This is a genomic window from Halarchaeum grantii, from assembly GCF_014647455.2.
GTDB lineage: Archaea > Halobacteriota > Halobacteria > Halobacteriales > Halobacteriaceae > Halarchaeum > Halarchaeum grantii.
The window spans coordinates 168,367-182,323 of sequence record NZ_BMPF01000002.1 but is presented as its reverse complement, the minus strand read 5'-3'; the positions used below and the strand labels follow the sequence as shown (position 1 = coordinate 182,323).

Genomic DNA, 13,957 nt, shown 5'->3' with positions numbered 1-13,957 from the left:
TGCGTAACCATACCCGAGGACGTCCACCCTCAAAAATAGCGTGGTTGCGTTTGCGCCCTGTCACCCGCCGGCAGTCTCCGACATTCTCTTAATCCGCGCCCTATTTAGTGAAGCTAATGACGGTTGAAGCAACCAGCGCCGGCGCGATCCTCTTCCGGGACACCCGGGGCCGGCGTGAATACCTCCTCCTCAAGAGTCGCCCAGGGGACTGGGAATTCCCGAAGGGCGGTGTGGAGGGGGACGAGGAACTCCAACAGACAGCCATTCGGGAGGTGAAGGAAGAAGCCGGCATCGGGGACTTCAGACTCGTTGACGGCTTCCGCGACGACTACGACTACGTCTTCGAGGCGAACGGCAATCGCATCCACAAGACGGTCCACCTCTTCATCGCGAAGTCCTTCGAGGCGTCCGCCGAGCTCTCGAAGGAACACTCCGACCTCCAATGGCGTGACTATGAACAGGCGTTGAACACCATCACGCAGGACGGCCCGCGCGAAATCCTCGAGGACGCCCACGACTTCCTCGACGAGAAGGACCTCTGAGATGCCGGGCGCGGAGTTCGGCTTCGAACTCCGGGTCTGCGCGTGGGCCGAGCGGCACTGGACGCCCGCCGAACCGGACAGTCGCGTGCTCGTCGCGCGTCAACTCGGCACCCAGCGGCGGCGCTGGGACACCGTGATCGTCGAGGCCGACCCCGAGGGCGTGCGGACGCGCGCGGCCCTCGGCGAGCGCGAACTCGACCCCGAACTCCTCTCGCTCGCGCGCCACGCCCCCGCGGAGTGGACGTACTACCGGGACGCCCTTCCCGATCCGGGCTACGGGTGGCGCTACGTGCGCGAGGCCGTCCATCGGGCGAGCGCGCGCGGCGTCCTCGAGGAGCGAAAGCGCTCGAACCGCATCGAGATACGCCGCGTCGCGCCCTATCCCGACTGGGTGCGTCGGATCGTCGCCGTCGAGAACAAACCCGACCTCGACGCGTCGGCGGCGCGCGACCTCGCCGCCCAACTCGAACGCGACGTCGCGCTCGGCCTCGCCGACGAGGTGTGGGTGGCGACGCGCGCCGACGAGACGCGCGCGCTCGTCACGGAGATGCCGACGGCGGCCGGCGTCCTCACGGTCGGGGGCGAGATGGACGCGACGGTCGCGTGGCACCCCCGCTCGCTCGACCCCGACGCGACGGGCGTACGCGTCACCGCCCACGGCGACCCGACCGAGTTCGAGTACGTCCCGCCCGAGGAGAAGCGCGAGACGCGCCGCCGCATCGCCGAGCGCGCGTACGGCCGAGGGTGGCGCTCGTACGTCGAGACGATGCGCCCGGACTGTCGCGCCTTCGACCTCCGGCGCGCTGGCGAGGGCTACGTCCCGTTCTGCCGCGCGAAGGGGCGCGAGCAGACCGCCGCGGAGTGTGCGGGCTCGTGCGCCGAGTTCAGCCCGGAGCCGCCGGGATGGCGCCAGCGCGGGTGGCCCATCGAGGGCGGCCCGGGGCAGGCGGTTCAGCGCCTCCTCGCCGAGCGCCGGCGACGTCGGCGCACGGACGCGGGGGACTGAGCGGCGCGCGCGGCCGATACCTGTTTATCGACCGCGTTCGACGTTCCGCCGGGCCATGGAGGAATCAGAGAGCCGCGAGATCGAACTCACTGGTCACGAAGCGGAGATCGCCCGCGAGTCACTGGACCGCCACGAGGCGAAGGCGCCGGACGTCGAACGGGAGACGATTGCGGACCTCGAAGCGGCCTTCTCCGAGGCGAGCGACGACCGCCTCACGGTCTCGCTCACCCGAGCGGAGGCGCGCGTCGTCATCGCGGCGCTCGAGGAGCGCGAGGTGCGAGCGCGGGGCCGTGAGGAGGAGCGCGCGCTCGAACTCCGCGAGCGCTTCGCGACGGCGTTCGACTTCGAGCAGCGCGACGTCTCGATGGACGCCGAGGCACCGACGACGTATCCGGCGCGTCGCCCCTGAGCGCCCGGTTCAGTCCTCGGCGATCGCGACGCTGTCGCGCTCGACGGCGAGGCGGAACGTCGGCACCGTCCGGTAGACGAGTTCGACGACGCCCTTCCGCTTGAGCGTCTGGAGCGCCCGCCGGACGTCCTTCGCGGAGGGCTCCTCGCCGTCCTCGTCGCGCAGGTCGTCCCCGTACTCCTCGCGGAGTCGGTGGAGGACGCTCACCACGCTCTCGGACTCCGCGTCGGGGCCGGGGGCGACCGCGAACACCTTCTGCTCGAGGTCGGACATGTAGACCTCGGTGGGGCCCTCGGGCTCCTCGCCGGTGACGATGGCGCGCGCCTCGGCGGTCGCGCGAATGAGGCTGTCGTCGTCGCGGTAGTAGTACTCCTTCAGCTCGGACTCGAGGTACTGATGGACGTCGCTCCCCGACTCCATCTCCCAGCGGTCCTGCAGGGCGGAGTTCTTCGTCGGCTGGAGTTCGACGATGTCCGCGAGGCGTTCTTTCGCCTCCTCCGAGAGCGTCATGCCCTCGGGTATTCGGCGGCCCTATTTCGCCGTTTCCCCTCGCGACGCGCTTGCCCCCATCGTTATGGGGGTCGTCCGCCTTCCGCTACGCATGGACGAACCCGTCGCCCTCGACGTCACCGACGGCGTCGCCACGGTCACGATCGACCGCCCGGAGAGCCTGAACGCGCTGAACAGCGCCGCGCTCGACGCGCTCCTCGACGCCTTCGACGAGGCCGAGGAACGCGAGGCGCGCGTTCTCGTGCTCACCGGCGCGGGCGACACGGCGTTCGCCGCCGGCGCGGACATCGCGGAGATGGCCGACTTCTCGACGCCCGAAGCCCACGCGTACGCGAGTCTGGGCCACGACGTCACCCGCGCAATCGAGACGTTCCCGGCGCCCGCCATCGCCGCCATCAACGGCTACGCGCTCGGCGGCGGCCTCGAACTCGCGCTCGCGTGCGACCTCCGCGTCGCCTCCGAGCGCGCCGTCCTCGGGCAGACCGAGACCGACCTCGGTATCGTCCCGGGGTGGGGCGGCACGCAGCGCCTCCCGCGACTCGTCGGCGACGAGACGGCGCGTCGCCTCGTCTACTTCGGCGACCGCGTCGACGCGCAGGACGCCCACGAACTCGGTCTCGTCGGCGACGTCGTCGCGAACGACGAACTCGACGGCCACGTCGCGGAGCTCGCGTCCGACCTCGCCGCGCGCCCGCGCTTCGCGCTCGCCGCCGCGAAGGAAGCCATCACGCAGTCCCACGAGACGGACCTCGCCGCCGGCCTCGACTTCGAGCGCCGGACGTGGGCGTCGCTGTTCGGCACGCACGACCAGCGCGAGGGGATGGCGGCGTTCCTCGAGGAACGCGACCCCGCCTTCGAGTGAGTGGCCGCGTCGGAGCGCGGCCGGACCGGCCGCCAACAGTTAAGGCCCGTGCGTCGGTATCCCTTCGCATGACTGAGCGGGTGAAACTCAAGGACCTCGAGGAGGCGTTCGACGGGCTTCCGTACCCAATCACGAAGGAGAACGCCGTCGAGGAAGTGGAGGGGGTCGTGCTCGTCTACGCGGACGGGGAGGAAGCCGCGAGCGACGTCATCGCGCGCATCGAGGAGGAGGTGTTCGACGACCCGGCGTCGCTCGCGGCGTCGATTCGGAACAACCTCCCGGTCGACGCCGTCGGCGAACCCGGTCAGTCCGAGGGCGAGGGCGACTGAGAGCGAAGAGCCGCGCTTAAGGGTGGGGAGGATGTCGAGGGGGATAGCAATGGAATTCTGCGACGACTGCGGCTCGATGATGCGAGCCGAGGACGACTTCTGGGTCTGCACCTCCTGCGGGCACGAACAGCCCAAGGGCGACGCCGCCCAGTACACCGTCACCGAGGGCCAAGAGGAGACGGAAATCGTCGACGTCTCCGACGCCGAGGACCGCGGCCTCCCCTCCACGAAGACGTACTGCCCCGAGTGTGGGAACGACCGCGCCTACTACTACATGCAGCAGATCCGGAGCGCGGACGAGTCCGAGACGCGCTTCTTCATCTGCACCGAGTGTGAGAACCGCTGGCGCGAGGACGACAACTAGGCCCGCCGTGCGCTCTTCGGCGTTGCACACCGACACGCGTTAGTCGCTCGACCGGGAGGCGTTCGTATGTCCGACTCGCTCCGATTCGACGCCGCGAGCGCGCTCGCCCTCCTCGGCGCGCTCACGGCGACCGCCGTCTGGCTCTGGCTCCCCCCGGACGCCTCGCTGCCGGGGAGCACGGCGCTGTTCACCGCGTCGCTCTCGCTCGTCACGTGGGGTGGCGCGCTCGGCGTCGCCCTCGACCGTCGCGCGCTCGCGCTCGCCTGCGCGCTCGCGCTCGCCGTCGTCGGCGTCTGGCAGACGGCGCTCTGGACGGTCGTCTTCCCGCCCGCCGCCGCGTCCGTCGCCGCGCTCGAACTACGCGACCGACTCGGCGCGTAGAATACACGACGCGAGCGCCCGCGTCAGGCCTGCCGCGCGAACGTCAAGTAGCCCGTGTGCCCGACGCCCTTCGTCGTGGGGCGCGACCCGCGCTCGTCGAAGTCCATCCGCCGCTGGATGGTCTCCACCGTCTCGACGTCGAGCAGGCCGGCGTCCGCGGCGGCCTCGTGGCTCGCGCGTGCGTTCTCCACGAACGGCGAGTAGACGGCGACGTAGCCGCCGGGGACGAGGTGCTCGTCGATGCGCGCGACGACCTCCGGCGCGTCCGGCGTGTCGAGCGTCACGAGGTCGAACGCGCCCAGTCCGTCGAGTTCCTCGGTGATGTCGCCCGCGCGGACCTCGACCGTGTCGTCGACATCCGCGAGCGCCATGTTCTCGCGCGCGACCTCGGCGAACTCCGCGCGGGACTCGAACGTGAGGACGTCGGCGCCGAGGCGCCCGAGGTAGGCGGCGAGGACGCCCGTGCCCGTGCCCGCGTCGAGGACGCGGTCGGCCGTCGCGGCGCCCGTGTGGCCGATCACGACCCCGATGTCCTTCGGAATCATCGGCGCGCCCGTGCGCTCGAGGTGGTCGAAGAGGTCGGGCCCGCGAAGCGTCCGCACCGTGAACGCCTCGCCGAGATGCGACTCGACGGTCTCGCCGGGTTCGGGGTCGGCGGGCACCTCGACGACGCCGAGGTCGGTGTGGAGTTCCTCGCCGGGGTGGACGAGGAACTCGCGGCCGTCCCGGACGAGGAGTATCGCGCTCACTCCAGTACGTCGATGGCGGTCGCGAGGTCGCCGTCCGCGCCTTCGAGGGCGGCGCGCGCCTCCTCGGGCGTCGCGCCCGTGCGCTGGACGACGATTTCGACGTCGCTCTCGGGGATGGCGCCGGCGGCCTCCTCGTCGTCGGCGTCACCGCCGGACGCGGTGGCCTCGCGCTCCTCGGGGTCGCCGATGACCTGGTAGGTCTGCTGGCCGCGCGCGTCCATCTGGGTGACGTCCGCGTCGTCGAAGACGAGCTCCCGCCCGTCCGCCGTCTTGATGACGACCTCCTCGGCGTCGATCTCCTCGACGTCGATACCCATCTGCTTCATCATCTGCTTCATCTTCCGGGGGTTCATCCCGCCGCCTCCTCCAAACATACCTCTGCGTGCGGCCGCAGGAGGGAAAAACACTACGGGTCGCCGCCGCGCGCGCCGCGAAACGGGCGTCTCGGCCGCCACCGACCTCGCTCCGACCGCCTACTCGCGCGCTCCCGCGCCCTCCCGCACTTTGACCGCCATCCCCGTGTCGAAGTCTCGGATCGCGTCCGCGTCGAGCTCGGCGCGTCCCACGGCGATGGCGTGGCCGTCCTCGTGGACGACGACGACTTCGTCGTCCGGGCGGACCGCCGGGTCGACGGCCGAGACGAACTTCGCGAAGACGTTCTTCCCGTCGCGGACGAACGGCTCGCTCTCGTCGCCGACGACGACGCGGCAGGCCGGCGCCTCGAGCGCGTCGAGCAGGCGCTCGCCGCCCGCGAGCCCGAGCGTGAAGCGGCCGTCGGTGCCGAAAGAGACGAGGCGTCGTCCCGCCCGCGTCGAGACCTGTCGGGGGCGACCGGACTTCGAGCGGTCGACGTCATAGGCCTCGTCTGCCGGGAAGAGCGCGGCCCCGGCGCCGGCGCGGAACTGGTAGTCCGCGACGGTCCGTAGCTGGGTGCGTTCTGCGTCCTCCATCGTCCTACTCTGCGCGCGCGGCGGGGATGTACCCTTCGGACGATGGAGATGGGCTTATGTGGTGGGCTACCCAACGCCCGAGTAGTCATGGACACGAAGGTGCTCGCGGGCCTGCCGCTCCTCGCCATCGGGGCGATTCTGCTGCTGTGGACGACACTCTCGATGAAGAGCGTCGAACCGCTCCAACTCGGTATCGCCGCCGTCGCGGCGGTCGGGATGGCGGTCGGGTCGCTCCTCATCGGCACGTCCGAAGAGGGGCGCTCCGTCTAGTTACAGGAGGACTTCGTTCTCGCGCTCGGAGAGGTCGGTGAAGTCGTCGGCCGCCTCGATGAGTTCGTCGGCCGTCGAGGACGCGAACCCGAACACTTCGACGCGGACGCCCTCGTGGCGGAGGTGGTGACAGAGCCGCGAGAAGTCCCCGTCGCCCGTGCAGAGCGCGACCGCATCGACCTTCTCGGCGAGCGTGACGGCGTCGAGGCTGATGCCGACGTCCCAGTCCGCCTTCTTCGACCCGTCGCCGAACGTCTTGATGTCCTTTATCTTCGTCTCGAAGCCGATGTCGCGCAGCGCCTCGAAGAACGACTCCTCCTCGGGCGAGTCCGCGCGGATCACGTACGCGATGGCGCGCACGAGTTCGCGCCCGCGCACCGTCTCGTCGAGCAGCCCCGCGTAGTCGACGTTTTGCGAGTAGAGGCTGTGAGAGGAGTGGTAGAGGTTCTGCGAGTCGGCGAGGACGGCGACGCGCTGCGCGTCGTGGATTTCGACCATCTGATGCGTTCACTTGGTCGCACCGCCCTAAAGAGGCTACGCACGCCGACACCCGCGTCGATCCGACGACCCGACGCGCTCAGGCGTCGGGGGTGGCGTGGCGGTCGAGTGCGAGCGTCGACGGGTCGAGCGTGTAGTAGGACTCCCAGACGGGCGCGACGGTGACGACGCGGGTGTCGCCGTACGTCGACTCGGTGTGCTCGTGGTGGTGGCCGACGAGGCAGAGGTCGGGGTCGAGCGCGTCGAGGATGGCGTCGACGTGCTCGCAGCCGACGTCGTACTCCTCGTCGACGGGCGTGCCGTGGGGCGCCTGATGGGCGAGGAAGACGTCCACGTCACCGAGTCGCTTCGCCGCCTCGACGTCCGCTCGGACGAAGTGCCGGCGTCGCTCGCCCGCGAGCGCCGCGCGGGGTTTGTCGTACTGCGTCGGCGCGTAGTTCCCGGAGAGGCCGGCGACGCGGACGCCCTCGACGTCGGCGGCGTCGCTCGCGAGCAGGCGGGCGTTCGAGACGTCCTCGGAGCGGACGCGGCCGTGCCGGAGGGAGTCGATGACGTCGAAGTCCTCGTTGTTCCCCGCGACGAAGTACGTGGTGGCGGGGAGGTCGTAGTACATGAGGTCCCCGCACTGGAGGGCGCGCGCTTCGTCGGCGGCGCGATAGGCCGCGAAGAGCGCCCGACGTCGGTCGGCGGTGGTGGCGTGCGCGTCGCCGAGGACCAGCATCGTCTCGCCAGTCTCCGCCGCGCCCGCATAAAACTACGGCACTCCGCGAGGGCGAGGCTCGTACCGGCCGACCGGGCGGCGCGCGTGGCGATAAACCTATGCCGGTGGAACACGCGTGTCGAAACATGTTCGGCGCTCGCGCGACGGCGGAGTCGGTATCCGGCGCGAGCGGCGGCGTTTTCTCGACCGCGAAACCCGGTAAACGCGACCTGCGATAAGCGCTCGTTGCGGGCGTAGCGCCCCCGTCACGGGCCGTCGCAGGGCCGTACCGGCAGTTACAGTATCCCGAGACCCATCCCACACCACCAATGAGTCCACCACGAAACGTCACGACCGGCACGTTCGTCGCGATGACGACGCCGTTCGACGCCGAGGAACGCATCGACCACGACCAACTCGCCGCCGACGCCCAGCGCCTCGCCGAGGCGGGCGTCGACGGCCTCGTCCCCGTCGGTTCGACGGGCGAGTCCGCGACGCTCACGCACGACGAGCACGTCGCGGTCGTCGAGACCGTCGTCGAGGCCGTCGACGTCCCCGTCATCGCGGGCGCGGGGTCGAACTCCACGCACGAAGCCATCTCGCTCGCCGGGCGCGCGGCGGACGCGGGCGCGGACGCCCTGCTCCTCATCTCGCCGTACTACAACAAGCCCGAGCCCGAGGGGATGGAGCGCCACTATCGCCGCATCGCGGACGCCGTCGACGTCCCGCAGATCGTCTACAACGTCCCCTCGCGCACCGGGCGCTCCATCGACCCGGCGACGACCGCCGCGCTCGCCGAGCACGAGAACATCGTCGGCTACAAGGCCGCGAGCGGCGACCTCGGCCTCGTCTCCGAGGTCGTCGAGCGCACGCGCGACGAGGAGTTCGCGGTGCTCTCCGGCGACGACGGTCTCACGCTCCCGACCCTCTCGGTGGGCGGGACGGGCGTTATCAGCGTCGCGGCGAACGTCGAACCCGAGCGGATGAGCGCGCTCGTCCGCGACGCGCTCGACGACGAGTACGCGCTCGCCCGCGAGCGCCACCACGAGCTCGGCCCGCTCTTCCGCGCGCTCTTCGTGGAGACGAACCCGATTCCGGTGAAGGAGGCGATGGACGTCTGGGGCTACGGCCCCGCAGAGGTGCGCGACCCGCTCTCGCGGGCGACGCCGGAGACGCGCGCCGAACTCGAGGCCGTCCACGACGCCCTCGGCGAGCCCGACGTGGAGGGCGAGCGATGACGCTCTCGGTGGCCGTCACGGGCGCGACGGGCCGGATGGGTCGCACCGTCCTCGACGTCGCACGCGAGCGCGGCGTCGACGTGGCGTTCGCGGTGAACCGCGACGGGGACGGCCAGCACGTCGAGGGCGTCCCCGTCCGGCCGGCGGGCGAGTTCGCGGCCCTCCTCGACTCGGAGGCCCCCGACGCCGTCGTGGACTTCACCGGCCCTGAATCGACGGTCGAGTACGCCCGCGCGTGCGCCGAGACTGGCGTCCCGCTCGTCACCGGGACGACGGGGTTCTCGGAGGCCGACGTCGCGGCGCTCGAGGAGGCGAGCACAGAGACGCCGATTCTCGTCGGCGCGAACTTCTCGCGCGGGGTTCAGGCGCTCCTCGACGCCGTCGAGAGCGCGGTCACGGACCTCCCCGAGTACGACGTCGAACTGATGGAGACCCACCACAACGGGAAGCGCGACGCGCCCTCGGGCACCGCGAAGATCCTCCTCGACCGAATCGAGGGGGCCCGCGAGGGCGCGAGCGAGCGCGTTCACGGTCGCGAGGGCGAGGCGCCCCGTGACGAGGGAGAGATCGGCGTGCACGCGCGCCGTGCCGGCGACATCACGGGCGAGCACGACGTCCTCCTCGCGGGGAACCACGAGAGCCTCGAGCTCACGCATCGCGCGGGCTCCCGGAGCGTCTTCGCGGAGGGCGCGCTCGACGCGGCGGCGTGGCTCGCCGAGCAATCGGCGGACTATTACCGCTTCGAGACAATCGCCAGCCAACTGTGAGCCGAAGCTACGACGCGCTCGAATCCGACGTAGAGGACCTCTGGGAGCGCACGCAGAACGATTCGGTGTCCGCGAGCGACCTCACCGCCGACGACGCCGACACCATCGACGCCTTCCTCGAGGCGCTCGAGGAGGGCGCGGTGCGCGCCGCGGAGAAGGTCGAGGGCGAGTGGGAGGCCGTCGAGTGGGTGAAGCGCGGCGTCCTGCTGAACTTCTCGCTCCGCGAGACCGAGGCCCGCGAGTACGGCGGCGTCACCTACCACGACGTCCTCCCGCTGCGCGACACCGCCGACCTCGGCGAGCGCGGCACCCGGAACACGCCGGACGGCACGACCATCCGACGCGGCGCGTACGTCGGCAGTGATGCGATCCTGATGTCGCCCGCGTTCGTGAACATCGGCGCGCACGTCGGCGACGGAACGCTCGTCGACTCCTGCGATACGGTGGGGTCCTGCGCGCAGATCGGCGACGACGTGAAGCTCGGCGCGAACACGCTCATCGGCGGCGTCCTCGAACCGGTCGAGGACGCGCCCGTCGTCGTCGAGGACGGCGTCTCGCTGGGCGCGGGCTGTCGCGTCACCTCCGGCTTCGTCGTCGGGGAGAACTCCGTCGTCGGGGAGAACACGCTGCTGACGCCGCGCATCCCCGTCTACGACCTCGTCGAGGAGGAGGTCATCTACGGCCACCTCCCGCCGGAGCGCCGCGCGTTCACGCGCTTCGTCGAGTCCTCCATCGGCGAGCACGACCTCTTCGACGGCGGCGCGTACAAGCCGGCCGTCGTCGCCACCGACCTCGAAGCGAGCACGCTCGAAGCGAGCCAGCGCGAGGAGGCGCTCCGGGAGTGAGCGGGGACGGAGACGCGTCGGGCGCGTCCGTCCGCCGGCTCGCCGACTGGGACGCCGAGGACCTGCGCGCGCTCGCCGCCGAGTTCGGCACGCCGCTCTACGTGGACGACCTCGCGCGCGTCCGCCAGAACTACGCGCGACTCGCCGGCGCGTTCCCGGACGCCGAGGTGTTGTTCGCGGTGAAGGCGAACGCGGGCCGACACGTCCTGCGGACGCTCGCGGCGGCCGGTGCGGGCGCGGAGTGCGCGAGCGCCGGCGAACTCGCGCGTGCACTCGACGCCGGCTTCGACCCCGCTGACGTCCACTACACGGCCGTCAACCCGCCCGCCGAGGACCTCGACTACGCCTGCCGTATCGCCGCCGAGCACCCCGCGCTCACGGTGACGGCGGGCGCGCGCGACACCGTCGAGCGCCTCGCCGAGCGCGGCTTCGCGGGTCGGTTCTGCCTCCGCGTCCACCCGGGCGTCGGCGCCGGCCACAGCGAGTCGGTGTCGACCGGGAAGGACGCGAAGTTCGGGGTTCCCGCCGCGGACGCGACGGCGGTGCTCGCGGACGCCGCCGAGCGCGGCTTCGACGTCGTCGGCCTCCACGCGCACGCGGGCAGCGGCATCACGAACGACCAGATCGAGGAGCACGAGGCGGTCGTCTCGACGCTCGCGGACGTCGCGCGCGAGACCGACCTCGCCCTCGAGTTCGTGGACGTCGGGGGCGGCTTCGGCGTCCCGTATCGCGAGGACGAGGACGCCCTCGACCTCGAACGCGTCGCCGCGCGGACGCGCGCGGCACTGGACGGCGTGGACGCGACGCTCACCGTCGAACCGGGGCGCTACCTCGTCGCGGACGCGGGCGTCCTCCTCACCGAGGTGAACACAGTCAAGCGCGTCGGCGACACCACCATCGCCGGCGCGGACGCGGGGATGACGACGCTCGTCCGGCCCGCGATGTACGGCTCCTACCACCCGATCCGCTCGCTCGTCGCGGAGGAGCGGGCGACCGAGAACGTTTCCGTCGTCGGGCCCGTTTGTGAGAGCACGGACGTCCTCGGCGAGGACCGCGACCTGCCGGCGCCCGAGCGCGGCGACCTGCTCGCCGTCGGGAACGCGGGCGCGTACGGCGTCGAGATGGCCTCGCAGTACAACTCGCGCCCCCGACCGGCTGTCGTCGCGCTCGACGGCGACGACGCCGAGGTGGTGCGACGCCGCGAGACGCTCGCGGACGTGACGCTCGCCGAGGACACCGCTTCGGACCCCTATCCATGACGACCTACGACGTCTACCACGGCACCGGCAACGACTTCGCGGTCGTCGACGCCGCGGACGCGAGCGACCCCGACGCGCTCGGCGTCGCGCTCTGCGACGCGCTCGGCGTCGACGGCACGCTCTTCGTCGACATCGCGGCAACCGAAGGGCGCCGCGAGACCGCGAGCGGGGAGGGACGACCCGCGAGCGACGGGCAGGACACGACACCCGACGGAGAGCGAGAGCGCCGCGATACCGGGAGCGACGCTGAGAGCACCGCCGATACTGACGACGGCGTGCGCGCGACGATGACGCTCGTCCAACCGGACGGCTCGCGCGCCGCGATGTGCGGGAACGGCGCGCGCTGTGCGGCGCGCTGGGTCGCGGAGCGAACGGGCGCGTCGGTCGTCACGCTCGAGACGGGCGCGGGCCCGCGACGCTGTACGGTCGACGGCGAGACGGTGACCGTGGAGATGGGCGTCCCGTCGTTCGCGCCCGACGACGTCCCGCACGCCCGCGAGGGCGAACTCGTCGAGAGCGACCTCGCCGGGTGGTCGGTGACGGCGCTGAACACGGGCGTCCCGCACGTCGTCGTCTTCGTCGACGACGTCGATAGCGTCGACCTCGCGGCGATGGCGCCCCCGCTGCGCCACCACGACGTCTTCCCGGAGGGCGCGAACGTGAACCTCGCCGCCGAGGACGACGGGGGGTTCGCCCAGCGGACGTTCGAGCGCGGCGTCGAGGGCGAGACCGAGGCCTGCGGGACGGGCGCGGTCGCCATCGCCGTCGCCGCGGCGCGCCTCGGGATGGCCCCCGAGACCGGGACGGTGACGGTGTCGCCGCCCGGTGGCGACCTCGAGATCGGCCTGCGCGCGGACGGCGCGACGACGCTTCGCGGCCCGACGGCGTACGTCGAATCGGGCGAGACGGACGCGACGCTCGGCGAGCACGGCGTCGACGCCGACGCGGGGGCCGCCGATGAGTGACGTCGACTCCTTCGACCCCGTCGCGTTCCTCGAGCGCGCCGTCGGAACGCCGTCGCACGAGGACGTCGCGGCGATGCGCGAGCTGCTCGTCGACGCGCTGGCGACACACGGCGTCGAGGCGACCGTCGACGACGCGGGGAACACGCTCGCGTCGAAGGACGGGAGAGAGAGCGGCCCGCACGTCGTGCTGAACACGCACATCGACACGGTGGTGCCGCACATACCCCCAAAACGCGACGGCGACGTCCTGCGCGGGCGCGGGTCGTGCGACGCGAAGGGCCCGCTCGCGGTGTTGCTCGCGGCGTTCCTCGCCACCGACCCCGAGCGCGGCCGCGTGACGCTCGCGGTGACGCCGGACGAGGAGACGGCGTCGACGGGCGCACACTACCTCGACCTCGACGCGGACTGCTACGTCGTCGGCGAGCCCACCGAACTCGACGTCTGCACGGCCGCGCGCGGGCGCTTCCAGGGGACGGTGACGCTCACCGGGTCGGCAGCGCACGCCGCCGAACCCGAGTCCGGCGTCTCCGCGATTCAGGGCGCGGCGGCGGCGCTCCGCGCGCTCGACTCGTTCGACGATTCCCGTGGGCCGGGCGTCCACGACGCACTCGGCGCGCCGACGCTCACCGCGACGACCATCGAGGGCGGGGAGGCGACGAACCAGATCCCGGCCGAGTGCTCGTTCGTCGTCGACCGCCGCTCGGTGCCGCCGGAGACGGCGGACGGGTTCTTCGACGGCCTGCGCGCGCACCTCCGCGCTGCGGTGCCCGACGCGGTCGGCGTGACGGTCGACCCGCAGGAGCGCACGACGCCGTTCCTCGAGGCGTTCGCCACCTCCGAGGACAGCGACGTCGTGCACGCGCTCGCCGACGCGGGCGCGGGCGACGTGCGGCCCTTCGGCGCGGCGACGGAGGCGTCCTACTTCGCGCGCGAGGCGCCCACCGTGGTCTTCGGACCGGGGTCTCTCGCGGACGAGACGGGCGCGGTCGCGCACGCCGAGCGCGAGTACGTCGACCTCCCGGAGGTCGAGACGGGGGCGCGCATCGCGACGGCGGCGCTGCGCGAGTTGCTCGCTTAGCCGAAGAAGACGTCCGCGAGGTCGCTCCCCCTGTTTCCGACGTCCTTGTACAGCTCGGTGTAGCCACACGACGCGCAGGTGACGGTCTCGAACCTGTTCGTCTGGACGTCGAACATCTTCGAGAGGCCGGAGCCGGTCGTGGAGATGGAGCCGGTGGTCACTTCGTCGTGGCCGCACTTCGGGCAGCCCGATGCGTCGTCGCTGGAGGCGTCAGGGCGGTCGGACATCGCGTCCG

The 13,957-nt window shown here is 71.6% G+C and carries 21 protein-coding genes; 14 read left to right on the top strand and 7 right to left on the bottom strand.

All coding sequences use genetic code 11. The features are described from left to right. The first annotated feature begins 116 nt into the window (after window positions 1-116). Genes IEY12_RS07185 through IEY12_RS07175 form a run of 3 tightly spaced genes read left to right on the top strand, consistent with a single transcriptional unit; the run spans window position 117 to window position 1,957 of the window. A complete protein-coding gene (locus IEY12_RS07185; protein WP_188881550.1) occupies window positions 117-542 on the top strand; it encodes a bis(5'-nucleosyl)-tetraphosphatase in 426 nt (141 codons plus the stop codon). Between the two features lies 1 nt (window position 543). Continuing rightward, window positions 544-1,548 (top strand): DUF5787 family protein, encoded by a 1,005-nt coding sequence (locus IEY12_RS07180; RefSeq protein ID WP_188881548.1) that lies wholly within the window; start codon window positions 544-546, stop codon window positions 1,546-1,548. 55 nt (window positions 1,549-1,603) lie between these two features. Then, window positions 1,604-1,957, top strand: coding sequence for a hypothetical protein (locus IEY12_RS07175; RefSeq protein ID WP_188881545.1), 354 nt, complete (start codon window positions 1,604-1,606; stop codon window positions 1,955-1,957). A 9-nt stretch (window positions 1,958-1,966) separates the two neighbouring features. On the opposite strand, the gene IEY12_RS07170 is transcribed toward IEY12_RS07175, so the two are convergent. Further along, complete coding sequence (locus IEY12_RS07170; RefSeq protein ID WP_188881543.1) at window positions 1,967-2,467, bottom strand: DUF5797 family protein; 501 nt, start codon at window positions 2,465-2,467, stop codon at window positions 1,967-1,969. 91 nt (window positions 2,468-2,558) lie between these two features. Between IEY12_RS07170 and IEY12_RS07165 the strand changes: the two genes are divergently transcribed. The 4 genes from IEY12_RS07165 (at window position 2,559) to IEY12_RS07150 (ending at window position 4,403) form a co-directional block, all read left to right on the top strand. Further along, window positions 2,559-3,329: an enoyl-CoA hydratase/isomerase family protein gene (locus IEY12_RS07165; protein WP_188881540.1), complete on the top strand. Its 771-nt coding sequence runs from the start codon at window positions 2,559-2,561 to the stop codon at window positions 3,327-3,329. A 68-nt stretch (window positions 3,330-3,397) separates the two neighbouring features. Beyond that, window positions 3,398-3,658, top strand: coding sequence for a DUF5789 family protein (locus tag IEY12_RS07160; RefSeq protein WP_188881538.1), 261 nt, complete (start codon window positions 3,398-3,400; stop codon window positions 3,656-3,658). A gap of 49 nt (window positions 3,659-3,707) precedes the next feature. Continuing rightward, the gene (locus IEY12_RS07155) at window positions 3,708-4,022 is read left to right on the top strand and encodes a transcription factor S (RefSeq protein ID WP_188881536.1); all 315 of its coding nucleotides are present in this window, start codon (window positions 3,708-3,710) and stop codon (window positions 4,020-4,022) included. Window positions 4,023-4,088: 66 nt separating this feature from the next. Next, entirely contained in the window at window positions 4,089-4,403 is a 315-nt protein-coding gene (locus IEY12_RS07150; protein ID WP_188881512.1) for a hypothetical protein, read from the top strand. 23 nt (window positions 4,404-4,426) lie between these two features. Here IEY12_RS07150 and IEY12_RS07145 read toward each other — a convergent pair whose 3' ends face one another. The 3 genes from IEY12_RS07145 to IEY12_RS07135 all read right to left on the bottom strand — a co-directional run bounded on the left by IEY12_RS07145 (window position 4,427) and on the right by IEY12_RS07135 (window position 6,102). Next, the gene (locus tag IEY12_RS07145; RefSeq protein WP_188881509.1) at window positions 4,427-5,152 is read right to left on the bottom strand and encodes a tRNA (adenine-N1)-methyltransferase; all 726 of its coding nucleotides are present in this window, start codon (window positions 5,150-5,152) and stop codon (window positions 4,427-4,429) included. Further along, complete coding sequence (locus IEY12_RS07140; RefSeq protein ID WP_188881503.1) at window positions 5,149-5,526, bottom strand: nascent polypeptide-associated complex protein; 378 nt, start codon at window positions 5,524-5,526, stop codon at window positions 5,149-5,151. The genes IEY12_RS07145 and IEY12_RS07140 overlap by 4 nt, the downstream gene beginning before the upstream one ends. Before the next feature lie 99 nt (window positions 5,527-5,625). After that, entirely contained in the window at window positions 5,626-6,102 is a 477-nt protein-coding gene (locus IEY12_RS07135) for a PUA domain-containing protein (RefSeq protein ID WP_188881500.1), read from the bottom strand. 87 nt (window positions 6,103-6,189) lie between these two features. On the opposite strand from IEY12_RS07135, the gene IEY12_RS07130 reads away from it, so the two are divergent. After that, window positions 6,190-6,372, top strand: a complete 183-nt coding sequence (locus IEY12_RS07130) for a hypothetical protein (RefSeq protein ID WP_176969843.1) — start codon at window positions 6,190-6,192, stop codon at window positions 6,370-6,372. Here IEY12_RS07130 and IEY12_RS07125 read toward each other — a convergent pair whose 3' ends face one another. Both IEY12_RS07125 and IEY12_RS07120 read right to left on the bottom strand, forming a co-directional pair. After that, complete coding sequence (locus IEY12_RS07125) at window positions 6,373-6,870, bottom strand: LabA-like NYN domain-containing protein (RefSeq protein ID WP_188881498.1); 498 nt, start codon at window positions 6,868-6,870, stop codon at window positions 6,373-6,375. It abuts the gene before it with no gap. 79 nt (window positions 6,871-6,949) lie between these two features. Next, complete coding sequence (locus IEY12_RS07120) at window positions 6,950-7,591, bottom strand: metallophosphoesterase family protein (RefSeq protein ID WP_188881493.1); 642 nt, start codon at window positions 7,589-7,591, stop codon at window positions 6,950-6,952. Between the two features lie 308 nt (window positions 7,592-7,899). Here IEY12_RS07120 and dapA point away from each other — a divergent pair, with 308 nt between their 5' ends. The 6 genes from dapA to IEY12_RS07090 are packed head-to-tail and all read left to right on the top strand — an operon-like array spanning window position 7,900 to window position 13,722. Further along, window positions 7,900-8,808 carry a 4-hydroxy-tetrahydrodipicolinate synthase gene (gene dapA, locus IEY12_RS07115; protein ID WP_188881486.1) on the top strand — a complete coding sequence of 303 codons (909 nt, stop codon included), beginning with the start codon at window positions 7,900-7,902 and terminating at the stop codon, window positions 8,806-8,808. Beyond that, window positions 8,805-9,575, top strand: a complete 771-nt coding sequence (gene dapB / locus IEY12_RS07110; protein ID WP_188881484.1) for a 4-hydroxy-tetrahydrodipicolinate reductase — start codon at window positions 8,805-8,807, stop codon at window positions 9,573-9,575. Before dapA ends, dapB begins: the two co-directional genes overlap by 4 nt. Continuing rightward, window positions 9,572-10,420: a 2,3,4,5-tetrahydropyridine-2,6-dicarboxylate N-succinyltransferase gene (locus IEY12_RS07105; protein ID WP_188881482.1), complete on the top strand. Its 849-nt coding sequence runs from the start codon at window positions 9,572-9,574 to the stop codon at window positions 10,418-10,420. Before dapB ends, IEY12_RS07105 begins: the two co-directional genes overlap by 4 nt. Beyond that, window positions 10,417-11,679, top strand: coding sequence for a diaminopimelate decarboxylase (gene lysA / locus IEY12_RS07100; RefSeq protein ID WP_188881480.1), 1,263 nt, complete (start codon window positions 10,417-10,419; stop codon window positions 11,677-11,679). The genes IEY12_RS07105 and lysA overlap by 4 nt, the downstream gene beginning before the upstream one ends. Then, on the top strand, window positions 11,676-12,644 hold the full coding sequence (gene dapF, locus IEY12_RS07095; protein WP_188881478.1) for a diaminopimelate epimerase: 969 nt from the start codon (window positions 11,676-11,678) through the stop codon (window positions 12,642-12,644). The genes lysA and dapF overlap by 4 nt, the downstream gene beginning before the upstream one ends. After that, a complete protein-coding gene (locus IEY12_RS07090; RefSeq protein WP_188881474.1) occupies window positions 12,637-13,722 on the top strand; it encodes a M20/M25/M40 family metallo-hydrolase in 1,086 nt (361 codons plus the stop codon). The genes dapF and IEY12_RS07090 overlap by 8 nt, the downstream gene beginning before the upstream one ends. On the opposite strand, the gene IEY12_RS07085 is transcribed toward IEY12_RS07090, so the two are convergent. Then, window positions 13,719-13,949 carry a zinc ribbon domain-containing protein gene (locus tag IEY12_RS07085; protein ID WP_123074059.1) on the bottom strand — a complete coding sequence of 77 codons (231 nt, stop codon included), beginning with the start codon at window positions 13,947-13,949 and terminating at the stop codon, window positions 13,719-13,721. The genes IEY12_RS07090 and IEY12_RS07085 overlap by 4 nt on opposite strands. Window positions 13,950-13,957 lie beyond the last annotated feature (8 nt).

What these genes read in the sequence shown, in the direction of transcription:
- IEY12_RS07185 (WP_188881550.1), top strand. Translation starts at nt 117, where the DNA reads ATGACGGTTGAAGCAACCAGCGCCGGCGCGATCCTCTTCCGGGACACC.
- IEY12_RS07180 (WP_188881548.1), top strand. Translation starts at nt 544, where the DNA reads ATGCCGGGCGCGGAGTTCGGCTTCGAACTCCGGGTCTGCGCGTGGGCC.
- IEY12_RS07175 (WP_188881545.1), top strand. Translation starts at nt 1,604, where the DNA reads ATGGAGGAATCAGAGAGCCGCGAGATCGAACTCACTGGTCACGAAGCG.
- IEY12_RS07170 (WP_188881543.1), bottom strand. Translation starts at nt 2,467, where the DNA reads ATGACGCTCTCGGAGGAGGCGAAAGAACGCCTCGCGGACATCGTCGAA.
- IEY12_RS07165 (WP_188881540.1), top strand. Translation starts at nt 2,559, where the DNA reads ATGGACGAACCCGTCGCCCTCGACGTCACCGACGGCGTCGCCACGGTC.
- IEY12_RS07160 (WP_188881538.1), top strand. Translation starts at nt 3,398, where the DNA reads ATGACTGAGCGGGTGAAACTCAAGGACCTCGAGGAGGCGTTCGACGGG.
- IEY12_RS07155 (WP_188881536.1), top strand. Translation starts at nt 3,708, where the DNA reads ATGGAATTCTGCGACGACTGCGGCTCGATGATGCGAGCCGAGGACGAC.
- IEY12_RS07150 (WP_188881512.1), top strand. Translation starts at nt 4,089, where the DNA reads ATGTCCGACTCGCTCCGATTCGACGCCGCGAGCGCGCTCGCCCTCCTC.
- IEY12_RS07140 (WP_188881503.1), bottom strand. Translation starts at nt 5,526, where the DNA reads ATGTTTGGAGGAGGCGGCGGGATGAACCCCCGGAAGATGAAGCAGATG.
- IEY12_RS07135 (WP_188881500.1), bottom strand. Translation starts at nt 6,102, where the DNA reads ATGGAGGACGCAGAACGCACCCAGCTACGGACCGTCGCGGACTACCAG.
- IEY12_RS07130 (WP_176969843.1), top strand. Translation starts at nt 6,190, where the DNA reads ATGGACACGAAGGTGCTCGCGGGCCTGCCGCTCCTCGCCATCGGGGCG.
- IEY12_RS07125 (WP_188881498.1), bottom strand. Translation starts at nt 6,870, where the DNA reads ATGGTCGAAATCCACGACGCGCAGCGCGTCGCCGTCCTCGCCGACTCG.
- IEY12_RS07120 (WP_188881493.1), bottom strand. Translation starts at nt 7,591, where the DNA reads ATGCTGGTCCTCGGCGACGCGCACGCCACCACCGCCGACCGACGTCGG.
- dapA (WP_188881486.1), top strand. Translation starts at nt 7,900, where the DNA reads ATGAGTCCACCACGAAACGTCACGACCGGCACGTTCGTCGCGATGACG.
- dapB (WP_188881484.1), top strand. Translation starts at nt 8,805, where the DNA reads ATGACGCTCTCGGTGGCCGTCACGGGCGCGACGGGCCGGATGGGTCGC.
- dapF (WP_188881478.1), top strand. Translation starts at nt 11,676, where the DNA reads ATGACGACCTACGACGTCTACCACGGCACCGGCAACGACTTCGCGGTC.
- IEY12_RS07090 (WP_188881474.1), top strand. Translation starts at nt 12,637, where the DNA reads ATGAGTGACGTCGACTCCTTCGACCCCGTCGCGTTCCTCGAGCGCGCC.
- IEY12_RS07085 (WP_123074059.1), bottom strand. Translation starts at nt 13,949, where the DNA reads ATGTCCGACCGCCCTGACGCCTCCAGCGACGACGCATCGGGCTGCCCG.